The sequence below is a fragment of the Acetobacterium wieringae genome, from assembly GCF_026646375.1.
GTDB classification, from domain to species: Bacteria; Bacillota; Clostridia; order Eubacteriales; family Eubacteriaceae; genus Acetobacterium; species Acetobacterium wieringae_A.
Window position 1 is genome coordinate 76,569 of record NZ_JAIPPU010000009.1, and the last position, 12,802, is coordinate 89,370.

The following is a 12,802-nucleotide window of genomic DNA, read 5'->3' on the forward strand; positions in this document are numbered from 1 at the left end:
AAGGCAGAAACGATGTGGTTTAAAAAACGGGATGAAACCGATAGAAAGCTAAGTTGATGAATATAGAACTTGATTTAGTTAGGTAATATTACAACAGCCTCTAAATACCCAAAAGTATTTGGAGGCTGTTGTATAGAAGGAGAAAACAGCTAAATTTCGCACGTTTTGAATTCTCATTTCACACGCATGCGGTTTATTTCCAGTGAATGGCCCGGTTTTCCGTTGCCAGGGCGGCTTCTTTAATGGCTTCGCCGACGGTGGGGTGGGCATGGATGGTGGAGATGATTTCTTCCACCGTGGATTCCAGCCGCAGCGCCAGGGCGCCTTCGACAATCAGGTCGGTGGCCCGGGGGCCCAGAATATGAACGCCTACTACTTCTTTATATTTTTTATCAGAGATGATTTTGATCATTCCCTCGGTACTCCCCATAATTAGCGACTTGCCATTGGCGGCCAGCGGAAAGCGGCCGATGGAATAGTCTTTTTCCCGACCCCGGATATCTTCTTGAGTCAGACCCACACTGGCGAATTCGGGGTTGGTGTAAACACACGAGGGGTTGGTTTTTTCGTCATAGATAGCCTCATGGCCCAAGGCGTTTTCGGCGGCAACTTCCCCCTGCTGCGAGGCCACATGGGCCAACATTGTTTTCCCCAGACAATCGCCGATGGCATAAATGGTTGAGACATTCGTCTGCATTTTCGGATTAACAAGAATGCCTTTTTTATCGGTTTTAATGGTTGTGTTATCCAGTCCCAGTGTTGATAATTCGGCTTTTCGGCCAATTGCCACCAATACCTTTTCGCCGATGATGGCACTGTTGTTGCCATCCTTGTTGATGTTAACAGTCACCTTATTGTCATTGGCGTCAATCGACACGACCTGGGTACCGGTTAAAATCTCAATCCCATCTCGCATCAGTTTTTTTCGTAGCATTTCTCCCAGTTCGCCATCCATCAGTGGCAGGATCCCCGGCTGCATTTCGACAATCGTTACTTTGGAGCCAAACTGATTATAAACCGATGCCATTTCTACACCAATGACGCCGCCGCCGATAATCACCAGACTTTCCGGAACTTGAGCCAGTGACAGTGCCCCGGTGGAATCGATGCAATCGGGATGGTTAATCCCGGGAATCGGTGGCAGGGCAGGGATTGATCCGCTGGCAATGATGATTTTATCCGGCCGTAGTTCGTCCGTTTTTCCCGATGGTTCTGTGACCAGCAAGATTTCATCGCTTAAAAATTGGGCGGTGCCAGTGATGATCTTAACGCCGTTGGCTTTTAGCAGACCCTTAACGCCGCCCGACAACTTGGTACTGATCTGTTCCTTGTGTTTTTGAATTTTCGTCCAGTCAAAACCAATTTCAGGGATCAGTAATCCGATGCTTTCAGAATTTTTCGCTTCGGTCAGCACCTCGGCAGAATGGAGCAGGGCCTTGGTGGGAATGCAGCCTACATTTAAACAAGTGCCGCCCAGCTTATCTTTTTCGATCAGGGTAACCTGGGCACCCAACTGGGCCGCCCGAATGGCCGCCACATATCCACCGGGTCCACCGCCGATGATTGCTAAATGTGTCATATTTTTACCTTCTTTCAAAGTGTTACACCAACAGTAGCGAGGGGGTTTCAAGATATTCCCCGATCCGCTGCAGGAACTGAGCAGCCAACATCCCGTCGATGATGCGATGGTCGGCGGTGAGGCTCAGATTCATCATTGGCCGGATGGCGATTTGGTCACCAATAACCACAGGGGTATCAACCATCGCATCGATCCCTAAAATGGCCAGCTCCGGTTGATTGATAATCGGCGAAAAGGAAGTGATCCCATAAGCCCCCAGATTAGTCAGGGTAAAGGTGCCGCCGACCAGGTCATCCATGTTGGTAGTGCCGGATTTTGCATCGGCAATCAGTTTTTCGGTCTCTTCAGCAATCTGAGCGAGAGATTTGGTATCGCAGTTTTTTACATTGGGAACCAATAGTCCGGAATCCAGGCCGATCGCCAGACCGATATGGGCATGGGGATGAAGGGTCAGGGTATCATCAACCAGGCTGCCATTAACATGTGGATACTCCAGCAAGGCCTGGGCGCAGACCTTCATGATAATATGATTAAAGGTCAGCTTGAGTCCCCGTTTATCAAACTCCGGTTTCAGTTTAGCACGAAATTCCTTCATGGCAGTGGCATCGACTGGCCGGGTATAAGTGACCCGGGGCGAGGTAAGAAAGCTTTCGCTCATCCGTTTGGCAATGGTTTTACGCATCCCCTTAAGGCGGATCACTTCTGGAAGTGATTCGGCGGATGCAGTTAGCTGGGCGGCCACGTCTTTTTTCATAATTCGACCATCACCAGCCATGGTATTTAAATCAAGCCCCGACGCCTCAGCCATTTTTTTAGCAACCGGGGATACAGAAATTTTCAGATCAGCTTCGGCTATCGGGGTATAATTGTTGACATCGTCTACGGTGATGCTGCCCTTGGCACCGGTGCCAGTGATTAAACCAAGATCAATACCTTTTTCTTTAGCCAGTTTTTTAGCCAGCGGCGAGGCATTGATCCGCCCGCCAGCGGTTTTGGCTGGCGTTTCGATAACAGGAGCTTCGTTGGGCGTAGCTTTCTCATCCTCACTGGGAGCTGCAATACCGGTTAGTAAAGATGAAATATCCTCATTGGCTTCACCAATGATGGCAATGGGTTCCAGACAGGTAACGGTGGCGCCGTTGCCTTCGATGATTTTTAGTAGTACCCCGGCTTTGGGGGATTCAAATTCATTGGTTAGTTTATCGGTTTCGATTTCGCAGAGAATATCGCCTTCGGCGATGGTGTCGCCAACAGCCACATTCCAACTGCCAATGGTGCCTTCTGTCATTGTCAGCCCAAACTTGGGCATGACGATTAATTGTGCCATAATAACCTCCTTAATTTTTTGATTTCATGGTTAACCTTAAAAATTAAGCCATCACTTCCTTGACGGCATTGTAAATGTCGACGTCGTTGGGCAGGACAAAGTTTTCCAGGTTGGGCGCAAAGGGAATCGGGGTATCCAGAGCGTTGACCCGTTTGATCGGGGCATCCAGATTAAAGAAGCAGGCTTCCGAAATCATTGCCGCCAGTTCCCCGGCAAAGCTGCCCCGTTTGACTTCTTCAGTGGCAATGACCACCCGGGTCGTTTTTTCAATGGAGTTAAAAATCATCTGTTTATCCAGCGGATAGAGGGTTCGGGGATCGATCACTTCGACAGAAATCCCTTCCTGCTCCAGCTTGGCAGCGGCTTTTAAGGCATCATGAACCATTTTGCCGGTGGCTACCACGGTAACATCGGTGCCGGCCCGTTTGATGTCGCCGACGCCCAGTTTAATCGGAACGATCACATCATCGACGTCCCCCTTCATTCCATACATCGCTTTATGTTCGACGAACATAACCGGATCTTCATCATCGATGGCGCTGAGCATCAGACCCAGAGCGTCCTGTGGGGTCGATGGATAAACGACTTTTAATCCGGGAACATGTGTCAGCCAGGCTTCTAATGACTGAGAATGCTGAGCAGCAGCACTGACACCACCGCCACCTGGTAAACGGACAACCATCGGCACGGAAATATTACCGCCGAACATATAGCGCATTTTGGCAGCCTGGTTGACCAGTTGATCCATCCCGACAGTTAAGAAGTCAATAAACATCAGCTCAGCAATAGGGCGCAGGCCGGTGGCCGCTGAACCGACGGCACAGCCGATGATAACCCCTTCCGAAATGGGGGTATCGCGAACCCGTTTATCGCCAAATTCGTCGAAAAGTCCGGCAGTGACACCGAAACAGCCACCAAAAGCTCCAACGTCTTCGCCGAAAATACATACATTTTCATCTTCCAGCATGCGAATCCGCATGCCCTCACGAATGGCTTCACCATAAGTCATTTTTTTCATCTTGAACGAACCTCCTCAACAATATCAAAGTAAATATCTTTAACCGCACTGGATAATTCCGGATAAGCACTGGCATTGGCGAATTCAATCGCTTCGGCAATTTCTTTTACGACAGAGTCCTGAAGGTCGGCCAATTCTTCGGCAGTGAAAAGGTCGCTGTCGCGCATGTATTTTTCAATCCGTGGCATTGGGTCCTTTTTCATCCACATTTCCTGCTCTTCGGTGGGTTTGTATTTGCCGGCATCACCTTCAAAATGTCCCCGTTGCCGGTAGGTTTTACATTCGATCAGGGTTGGTCCCTGGCCATTGCGAGCTCGTTTAACGGCTTCAACAGCGGCTTCGTGAACGGCAATCACGTCATTGCCATCGACCGAGATGCCGGGAATACCGTAAGCGGTACCGCGATCAGCAATATCTTTAATGGCTTGATGACGGGCTTGGCTCATCGAAATGCCATAACCGTTGTTTTCGCAGACGAAGATAACCGGTAGTTTCCAGATACTGGCCAGATTCATCGATTCATGGAAGGTTCCCTGATTGGTGGAGGCATCGCCGAAAAAGCAGACGCAGACCTGGTCCGTGCCCCGGTATTGAGCACTGAAACCAGCACCAACAGCCAGATTATGACCAGCGCCAACGATGCCATTGGCACCCAGAATCCCCTTGGTGGCATCGGCAATGTGCATCGAACCGCCCTTGCCCTTGCAATAGCCGGTTTCTTTTCCGTAGAGTTCCGCCATCATGTATTTCAGATCGCCGCCTTTGGCAATGATATGACCATGGCCGCGGTGGGTACTGGTGATGTAGTCGGCATCGTTAAGGGCCTGGCAGACACCGGTAGCAACGGCTTCTTCACCCAAATAGAGGTGCACAAAACCGGGAATCGCCCCTTCGGCAAAAAGGTTCATAGCCTTTGTTTCAAATTCCCTGATCCGTTTCATGCGGATGTACATGTCTTTGATAATCGCTTTATCAAGTTTCATAAATTCAATGTTCTCCTTTTTTGTATTATCCAAAGATTTTAGATGACTTAACTAATAACAAGAACCGTGCCAACTTTTAAATTCAGCAGGATGTTTTTTGAAACGGCTTTAGAATGGGGTTTTGTTTCAAAGTGGGATTTTTTGAATAAAAAAAAGATACGCCCGATTACTCAGGCGTATCTCATATTTGAGAATTGGCTGTCGCAAAAATGAGAAAAATCTCACATTTGCGACAGATGACGAAAATCTTTGATATCGATGTTGTATTTTTTTATTTTGCGGTACAGCGAAGCCCGGCTCAGACCCATCATTTCGGCGGATGCTTCCACGCAGCCATGGGTTTCTTTGAGGATTTTTTCCAGATTGGCCTTGACCAGGTCATCCAGGGTCGGGCTGGTTGCCATTGGCAGGACGCCGGTTTCAACGAACTGACGAGGGGGTGGTGTCGGCAGGTAATCACTGGAGATAATCGGGTCGGGACAGAGGTAAAAAGTTCGTTCGATGTAATTTTGCAGTTCTCTGACATTACCCGGCCAGGGATGCAGCTTCAGACCTTCCAGAAATTCTTTGGACAAGCTCTTATTATGTTCCGGATATTCCCGATTGAGGCGATCGAGGAAGTGAGAAGCGGCCCAGACAATATCATCGCCCCGCACCCGCAGCGGCGGAATGTGCAGATAAATCACATTAAGACGGAAATAGAGATCTTCCCGGAAGCTTTTGTTTTTAACTTCCTGTTCCAGGTTGCGGTTAGTAGCGGCGATAATCCGGATATTCAGCTTACGTTCGGTTTGGCTGCCAATCCGGGAAACGGTACAGGTTTCCACCACCCGGAGCAACTTGGCCTGAACTTCCAGCGGCATTTCGCCGATTTCATCAAGAAAAATGGTACCACCTTCGGCCAGTTCAAATTTTCCTGGCTTACCTTCGTTAAGTGCGCCGGTAAAGGCCCCCTTGCAATAGCCAAATAATTCGCTTTCGACCAGATCCCGGGGCAGGCAGGCGCAGTTGACGACGATAAAGGGCCCCTGGGAAAAGGCGCTGGCCCGGTGGATGGCATGGGCAAACATTTCTTTGCCTGTACCGCTTTCGCCTTCGATCAGGATACACTTTTTAAAGCGGGCCATTTTTTCAGCCGTTTTGATAATCATCCGCATCTGTGGGTTCTGGGTGATGATGTCGGAAAAGGTATAGATGGCCACGTTGCCGCTGACCCGGTTGACGGCGCTGTGAAGATGCTTGATTTCCCGAATGCCGATGGAGTAGCCCTGAATCTTGTCGTTTTCCAGAATCCTTGAAATATTGGCGCTGCACTGAATTTTTTGGCTGCCGATATGGGCGGTGACATCGGTATAGTAATGGGTGGTTTCACCGCTGTTCCAGATTTCACCGTCAACGTCCATTTTTTTAAAGATCTTTTTAAAACCGATCGCATTGAATTCGTCCATATTTATCCGGAGGACTTTCTGGGCACCGACATTCATCCACTGCAGATTGAGGTTTTCATCGGTGACCAGAATCCCGTCTTCGGTACTGTCCAGCGAGGCTGACATTGAGCGGTAGGTATGGGATAGCGCCAGTTCATTCTCGATGCTGTAGGCTGCTGCCACTACAATCCCCAGGGTATGGGAGTGAAGCTTGTGGCTTTCTCCGGACATATTAAGAACGCCAATAATATCCCCTTTTACATTATGGATGGTGGTGGCAGAACAGGTCCAGGTATGGTGGGAAACGCAGTAGTGCTCAGCACCGACCACATGAACCGGGCCGTCTTCGTCCAGGGCAATGCCTATGGCGTTAGAACCCACCGCCTCGTTTGTCCAGACGGTTCCTTTTAAAAACCGCAGTTCGGATGCCCGCATACTGACCACCTCATCGCCGATGGTATCCAGTAAAACACCGTTTTTGTCAGTTAAAACCAACACGAAATGCGAAGATAAAACGATTTCATAAAGATTTTGCATGATCGGCTGGGCGATTTTGATCAGTTCCCGGTTTTGGGCTAGGACCTGGGCCAGCTGGCAGGCATCAATGCTTTCGCCCTTACCAGCGTTTACATCCAGGTTGATTTTTTGGCAGTATTCCCAGGAACGTTTAATAATTGGCCGGGTGTTGCTATCAAGAATGCCATGTTCAACAAAGTTTGTCCAGTTAGCGTTTAGTTTATTCAGATCAGGTTCCATCTTAATTAATCCTTTCTGGAAAGAATACGGCAAAACAGCGGAAGAATGGTATGATCGCAGAGAATCCGATTGGCGGCAAGAAAGTAACGGCAGCGTTGATGTGCAGAAAAAGTCGATTCATGGCGTGAGGCGATGTTCTTACTGCTCTTATTGACTCACATTATAGCGGAGTTTTTAGAATAAATCAAAAATAATCGTAAAAATAATAAGCGTTTCAATTATTGATCAGTATTTACACTGTTGGCAGACCCTATGGGGTTGGTGAAAATGCCAATTTATGCTATATTAGTGAAATGAAACGAATTTATCAGCAGGTAAAAATAAATGACCGTTTAGGAGGAGCTTATGAACATTGAAATGAGAGCTTTATGTCAGGCAGATTTAAAGCAGGCCACTGCAATTTGGAATTATATTGTCGAGGAAGCCAATAGTTTTCCCGGCGATCAGGTTCTTGGTGAAGCCGAAGCAGAGCTGATGTTTGCTCAGCAGACGGCCACGGTGTGTGCTCTTCAGGGAGACGAAGTCGTTGGACTCTATATCCTGCATCCCAATAATATTGGCCGCTGCGGGCATATTGCCAATGCTTCGTTTGGGGTTAAACCGGCCTATCGGGGGCAGGGGATTGGCCGCCAGCTGGTGGAAGACTGCCTTAAGCGCAGCCAGGATAATAATTTTAAGGGGCTTCAGTTTAATGCGGTGGTGGCCAGCAATTATTCGGCTATCACGTTGTACCTGAAGCTGGGCTTTAAAATCATCGGAACCATTAAAGATGGCTACCGACTAAAAGATAATCGCTACGTGGATACCCTAATTTTTCTTAAAAGCTGGTAAGTGGTTGTGGCGAATATACAGAAGAAAGGGTGTGAAACGAATCAAACTGTTGAAATTATCAGAAGAAGATTTTGAAAACGTGTATGCATTAATGGAAGGGGCGTTTCCCGTGGAGGAAGTCAGACCCCGGGAAAACGCCATGCTTCAGTTGCGTGATTCCCGATACAGGATTCTGATTTCGAAAAATGAAGCGAATCAAATCTTGGGTTTTATTGCCCAGTGGGATTTGGAAAGCTGTATTTTTGTGGAGCATTTTGCGGTGGATTCCAGTCTTCAGGGTGGTGGCATCGGTTCTGAGATGATGCGGGCGTTTTTACCTCAGGCGGAAAAACCCGTGGTCATTGAGGTGGAGGATGAGAAAACAGAGACGAATTTAAGACGGATTGCCTTTTATCAGCGACTGGGCTTTTATTTATCTCAATACGGCTATAACCAGCCGGTTTATCGGGGTGATTTGAGTAAAAAGATTCCGCTGAAGCTGATGACCTATCCAAACCCTCTCACAGCAGCCGGTTTTGAGACATTTAAAAAGCAGGTCTTTACCCAAATCTACAAGATTATCAACGTGTAACAAATAAAAAGGATGAATTGCTAGCCAATTCATCCTTTTATTTGTTATTTTTAGAGCAGTGTCACCTGATTCTTGCCATTGCTTTTGGACTCATAAAGCGCTTTATCAGCCCGACGGAGGATGGTGTCTTCAGTATCAATATCAATGGCCTGGGTTACACCGATACTGACTGTAATATTGAACTCGGAAAGCATTGGATCATTGGTAATTTTAAGCCGCAGGGCCTCAAGTTTTTCTGTGGCTAAAACCCCGGAAAGGTAGAGGATACCGCTGAATTCATCGCCGCCCCATCGGGTAATCAGATGGTCGTTGAGGGCAGCTTTGCAAATCGTCATCACATGTTTTAAGATCTTGTCACCCTGCAAATGGCCGTGGGTATCATTAACCTCTTTGAAGTGATCCAAATCCATTAAAAATACCGACCAGGGATCGTTGATTTCATCATTTCGAGTCAGGATTGCTTCTAAATGCTGATCAAAATCCTTGCGATTGGAGAGGATTCCCAGATTATCCAGCAAGGCCAGTTTGTTCATCAGCTGATCATTTTTCAGGATGATCCGCTGAACAATGATCACTACTGAGGCCAGAACTATGATGATGACAAAGAGGTCATAATACAATTGCCGATTAAAGGACTGGGCCAATGTGGACGTATCTTTTCGGACAATCAGCGTCCAGTCCAGTTCTTCAATATAATGGCTGATGATGTATTGCTGGTTATATAAATCATCGTCGTTAAAGACGTTGATGGTATCGGTTTTATTATAAAGATCTGGGCCGATTGCAGCATAAATGTCGAGATCATTGATGTTCTGATTCTCAATCAGATTGGGATTGGTGTGGGCTTGGATCAACCCCGTTTCATCAACCAGAAAGGCTTCCAGATCGTAGTCCCGTTCAAAATTTTCAAGCAGCTCCTGAACATAGGTCATTTCAATGCCAACCCCGGCTACTCCCATCAGGTTCCCCTGATCGTCGAGTATTTTGCAGTTGATAAAGATGGTTAGGCGCTGGTTATCAACTTCGTCCTGATCGACGTCCAAGATATAAAGCTTATCCTGATTGATAAAATTATAGTACCATTGATCATGCTCATCCTGGGGTGAAATGGTTTTAAACAAGCCGTTGTAATGAAAATAATTCAGCGATTTGGCAGAAATCAGAAAGACGGAATGATAATTATATTTGCTCCGGATGCCTTCCAGATAATCAATGATTTCCGGATTTCGTTGTGAGTCTTCCTGGGCCAGCCACTGTTTGACAAAGCTGTCATTGGCCATGGTCAGGCTGACAAAAATCGGCTTGGTCAATTCGTTATTGATTTCTGAATAAATATTGGTGGAGGTGAGTTTGGAAATATTTAGTACATCATCTTTAATAATTTTGCTATAGGTGGTAAAGCTGAAGAATACAATCGCCACGATTCCAATGAGGATAATCAGAGAGATCAGTAGTCCGACTTTATTGCGTTGTTTCATAATATCCTCATCCGTATCTTTTTTTAGTATCTTTTTTACCATTAAAGTGGGAATTTGTCAATGGATAACCGCGTTTAAAGAGTGGTGATAAGTTGATTATTAGCAGAAATAGCAAAGGGTTCGGGAGCGAATCTGTTGGGAAGAAGGGCGAGAACCAATAATTTGATGCAAAATTAATAAAATATCATGTTTATGCAAAGAGTTCAAGTGAAAAGATCATTCATTGGTGTAAACGATGAATAATTGTAAATCGCCCAAAAACTAGCTATTGGATCTCTCAAACCGGTCTGATATATAATTAAAGCAACAAAAAGATTGTTAAAAAAACAACGAGGAGGAAGAAATGGCAAAATTAAATGAACAAGAATTTCAAGCATATTTGAAACAGATCCGAGCACTGGCAGAAGGTCCTTTTGAAGAGATTCAAAAAGAGGTGGAGGTTACCAATAAATTCCCACAGGAATTTTTCGATTTAGCAATCAAAAATGATTTATATCGTTTCAGTTTACCGGAAGAGTATGGTGGCTGGGGACTCGATGAACTGCAGATTCTAAAGGTGCAGGAAGAATTCAGTCGTGGTCCTGGAGGAATGCGAATGCATCTTCACTATGCAGCAGATATGAACTGGCGAATTCTGGATGACTTCGGCAGCAGAGAGTTAAAAGATGAGTACATGAGTCAATTTGCAGATAAAACCGTATTTACCTGTTTTGCATTAACCGAAGAAACAGGGGGAACCGGAGCTGATTTACATACAACAGCTGTAAAAGATGGTGACGATTATATCTTAAATGGTGAAAAATTCTTAATCTCTCATACCGACTGCTGTGAGTTTGCCTATGTATTTGCTGTAACTGATCCCAATGCCGATAAAGATAAAAGACTGTCAGGTTTCTTTGTACCAGTGGATACCCCGGGTTATGAAATCGTACCAATGCCACATATGATGGGATGTCGTGGCGCCGGACATGCTGGTTTAAAATTTACTGACATGCGATTGAATAAAAAATACTTACTTGGTGAAGAAGGTGACGGCTTAAAAATTGCCATGCATTCTTTATCAGTATCCCGTGCCCACATCGGCGTAAGTAATTTAGGGATGGCTCAGAGAATGCTGGAAATGACCATTGCTCGAGCCAAAGATCGGGTGACCTTTGGAAAACCATTGGTGGCAAGACAAGCTATTCAGCAGAGCATCGCTGATATGGGAACAGAAATTCACGCATGCCGATTGATGGTTTATGACTTTGCCAAAGATTTTGAAGCCGGCAAAGACATTGAAATGAAAGCGGCAATGGTCAAACTTCATAGCATCAATACAGTTAAACTGGTATCTGACTATATGCTGGAGATCTTTGGCGGGATTGGATATTTCGAAGATTGTGTTTACGGTCCAGTGGAAAGAATGTATCGTGACTGTCGGGCAATGTGGCTTGAAGAAGGACCAAGAACGGTACAACGTTTAACCGCATCACGAAAATTAATTGCCAGTGGCGGCGTCATTGAGATTGATTAATCATATGTAATACCTCTTTAGCATAGCCTTTCGAATGTTTCGAAGGGCTATGTTTACAAATAGAGAAATAAGGAGAAAAATATGGAACCATTAAAAGGAGTAAAAGTCGTTGATTTAACGACGTATCTGGCTGCTCCAACCACGGTACGGGTAATGGGTGAATGGGGTGCTGACTTGATCAAAGTGGAAGCGCCAAAAGGCGATCCGGCCCGAGAACAGGGCGCAGTCTTTAATATGCCTTTTACTGACGATGAAAACCTGGCGTTTGATGTGGCGAATATGGACAAACGTTTTATTACGATCAATTTAAAAACCGAACGTGGTCTGGAAGTCATGTATAAATTGTTAGCTGAAGCCGACGTATTTGTAACCAATACCCGAACAAAAGGATTGGTTAAACTGGGTCTGGATTATGATACATTGAAAGAAAAATTTCCACGACTGATTTTTGCACAGGTCACCGGATACGGCGAAAAAGGGCCGGACAAGGATAAACCGGGTTTTGATGCAACCTGTTACATGGCCAGAGGCGGCGTTTTGGGGACGACTGTTGATAAAGGTGGATCACCCATGAATCCACCCAATGGTTTTGGGGACTTTCAGGTATCCATTGCTCTTTTGGCCGGCATCTGCGGAGCCCTATACAGTCGCGAAAAAACAGGAAAAGGTGAGAAAGTGACCGTCGGGCTTCAACATGCGGCGTCCTTCATGCTCAGTGTGGCAATGATTTCGGCGCAGTATGGCAATCAATATCCCAAAAGCCGAAGAGAAGTGGTTAATCCGTTCAACAATTGTTATCGAACCAAAGATGAAAAATGGGTGATCATGTGTTGTCCCGAATATGATCGGGATTTCAATAAAATCATGACCTTACTAAAGCTCGATGATATGGTTGATAATCCGAAATACTTAAGCTGCGCGCAGTTGAATGCTGACAAGCTAAACAGTGAAGTCATTGACCGACTGGATGAAGCCATCGCTCAAATTAACCGCATGGATCTGGTAAAAATGCTCTCAGAAAATGAACTTCCCTGTGAAGCGGCCAATGAACCGCTGGATGTGTATGAAGATGAACAGGTTTGGGCCAACAATATTCTGGCAAAGGTTAACTATCCGTCTGGACAGCGAATGGTTCCGACCAATCCTATTTTATTTGAATCCATGCCTGAACCACGCCTGGAAATCTGCAAATCTCAGGGCGCACATACCCAGGAAATTATGAAAGAACTTGGCTATAATGACACTCAGATTAATGAAGCCATTGATCAGGGTGCGGTAGCCGGGATAAAACGCCTAAAAAAATAAGGAAGGTTGAA

The 12,802-nt window shown here is 46.0% G+C and carries 10 protein-coding genes; 4 read left to right on the forward strand and 6 right to left on the reverse strand.

The window, feature by feature from the left end:
- Positions 1 to 193: 193 nt before the first annotated feature.
- From lpdA to Q7P33_RS09760, 5 genes are all read right to left on the reverse strand, one after another.
- Entirely contained in the window at positions 194 to 1,579 is a 1,386-nt protein-coding gene (lpdA, locus tag Q7P33_RS09740; protein ID WP_303869826.1) for a dihydrolipoyl dehydrogenase, read from the reverse strand.
- Positions 1,580 to 1,601: 22 nt separating this feature from the next.
- Entirely contained in the window at positions 1,602 to 2,906 is a 1,305-nt protein-coding gene (locus Q7P33_RS09745) for a dihydrolipoamide acetyltransferase family protein (protein ID WP_303869829.1), read from the reverse strand.
- A gap of 43 nt (positions 2,907 to 2,949) precedes the next feature.
- The gene (locus tag Q7P33_RS09750) at positions 2,950 to 3,924 is read right to left on the reverse strand and encodes an alpha-ketoacid dehydrogenase subunit beta (protein ID WP_303869831.1); all 975 of its coding nucleotides are present in this window, start codon (positions 3,922 to 3,924) and stop codon (positions 2,950 to 2,952) included.
- A complete protein-coding gene (locus Q7P33_RS09755) occupies positions 3,921 to 4,907 on the reverse strand; it encodes a thiamine pyrophosphate-dependent dehydrogenase E1 component subunit alpha (protein WP_303869833.1) in 987 nt (328 codons plus the stop codon). Before Q7P33_RS09755 ends, Q7P33_RS09750 begins: the two co-directional genes overlap by 4 nt.
- Before the next feature lie 221 nt (positions 4,908 to 5,128).
- Entirely contained in the window at positions 5,129 to 7,090 is a 1,962-nt protein-coding gene (locus Q7P33_RS09760; protein WP_303869836.1) for a sigma-54-dependent Fis family transcriptional regulator, read from the reverse strand.
- A gap of 345 nt (positions 7,091 to 7,435) precedes the next feature.
- Here Q7P33_RS09760 and Q7P33_RS09765 point away from each other — a divergent pair, with 345 nt between their 5' ends.
- Both Q7P33_RS09765 and Q7P33_RS09770 read left to right on the forward strand, forming a co-directional pair.
- Positions 7,436 to 7,921, forward strand: a complete 486-nt coding sequence (locus Q7P33_RS09765) for a GNAT family N-acetyltransferase (RefSeq protein WP_303869838.1) — start codon at positions 7,436 to 7,438, stop codon at positions 7,919 to 7,921.
- Between the two features lie 31 nt (positions 7,922 to 7,952).
- A complete protein-coding gene (locus Q7P33_RS09770) occupies positions 7,953 to 8,492 on the forward strand; it encodes a GNAT family N-acetyltransferase (protein ID WP_303869840.1) in 540 nt (179 codons plus the stop codon).
- A gap of 50 nt (positions 8,493 to 8,542) precedes the next feature.
- Here the strand turns inward: Q7P33_RS09770 and Q7P33_RS09775 are convergent, their stop codons facing one another.
- Positions 8,543 to 10,012 (reverse strand): sensor domain-containing diguanylate cyclase, encoded by a 1,470-nt coding sequence (locus Q7P33_RS09775; RefSeq protein ID WP_303869842.1) that lies wholly within the window; start codon positions 10,010 to 10,012, stop codon positions 8,543 to 8,545.
- A gap of 301 nt (positions 10,013 to 10,313) precedes the next feature.
- Here Q7P33_RS09775 and Q7P33_RS09780 point away from each other — a divergent pair, with 301 nt between their 5' ends.
- Positions 10,314 to 11,486, forward strand: a complete 1,173-nt coding sequence (locus Q7P33_RS09780; protein WP_303869845.1) for an acyl-CoA dehydrogenase family protein — start codon at positions 10,314 to 10,316, stop codon at positions 11,484 to 11,486.
- Between the two features lie 81 nt (positions 11,487 to 11,567).
- Complete coding sequence (locus Q7P33_RS09785) at positions 11,568 to 12,791, forward strand: CaiB/BaiF CoA-transferase family protein (RefSeq protein WP_303869847.1); 1,224 nt, start codon at positions 11,568 to 11,570, stop codon at positions 12,789 to 12,791.
- The last annotated feature ends 11 nt before the right edge of the window (positions 12,792 to 12,802 follow it).

Excerpts from the sequence above, each read along its gene's own strand:
- lpdA (WP_303869826.1), bottom strand. The coding sequence starts at position 1,579 with ATGACACATTTAGCAATCATCGGCGGTGGACCCGGTGGATATGTGGCG.
- Q7P33_RS09745 (WP_303869829.1), bottom strand. The coding sequence starts at position 2,906 with ATGGCACAATTAATCGTCATGCCCAAGTTTGGGCTGACAATGACAGAA.
- Q7P33_RS09750 (WP_303869831.1), bottom strand. The coding sequence starts at position 3,924 with ATGAAAAAAATGACTTATGGTGAAGCCATTCGTGAGGGCATGCGGATT.
- Q7P33_RS09755 (WP_303869833.1), bottom strand. The coding sequence starts at position 4,907 with ATGAAACTTGATAAAGCGATTATCAAAGACATGTACATCCGCATGAAA.
- Q7P33_RS09760 (WP_303869836.1), bottom strand. The coding sequence starts at position 7,090 with ATGGAACCTGATCTGAATAAACTAAACGCTAACTGGACAAACTTTGTT.
- Q7P33_RS09765 (WP_303869838.1), top strand. The coding sequence starts at position 7,436 with ATGAACATTGAAATGAGAGCTTTATGTCAGGCAGATTTAAAGCAGGCC.
- Q7P33_RS09775 (WP_303869842.1), bottom strand. The coding sequence starts at position 10,012 with ATGGTAAAAAAGATACTAAAAAAAGATACGGATGAGGATATTATGAAA.
- Q7P33_RS09780 (WP_303869845.1), top strand. The coding sequence starts at position 10,314 with ATGGCAAAATTAAATGAACAAGAATTTCAAGCATATTTGAAACAGATC.
- Q7P33_RS09785 (WP_303869847.1), top strand. The coding sequence starts at position 11,568 with ATGGAACCATTAAAAGGAGTAAAAGTCGTTGATTTAACGACGTATCTG.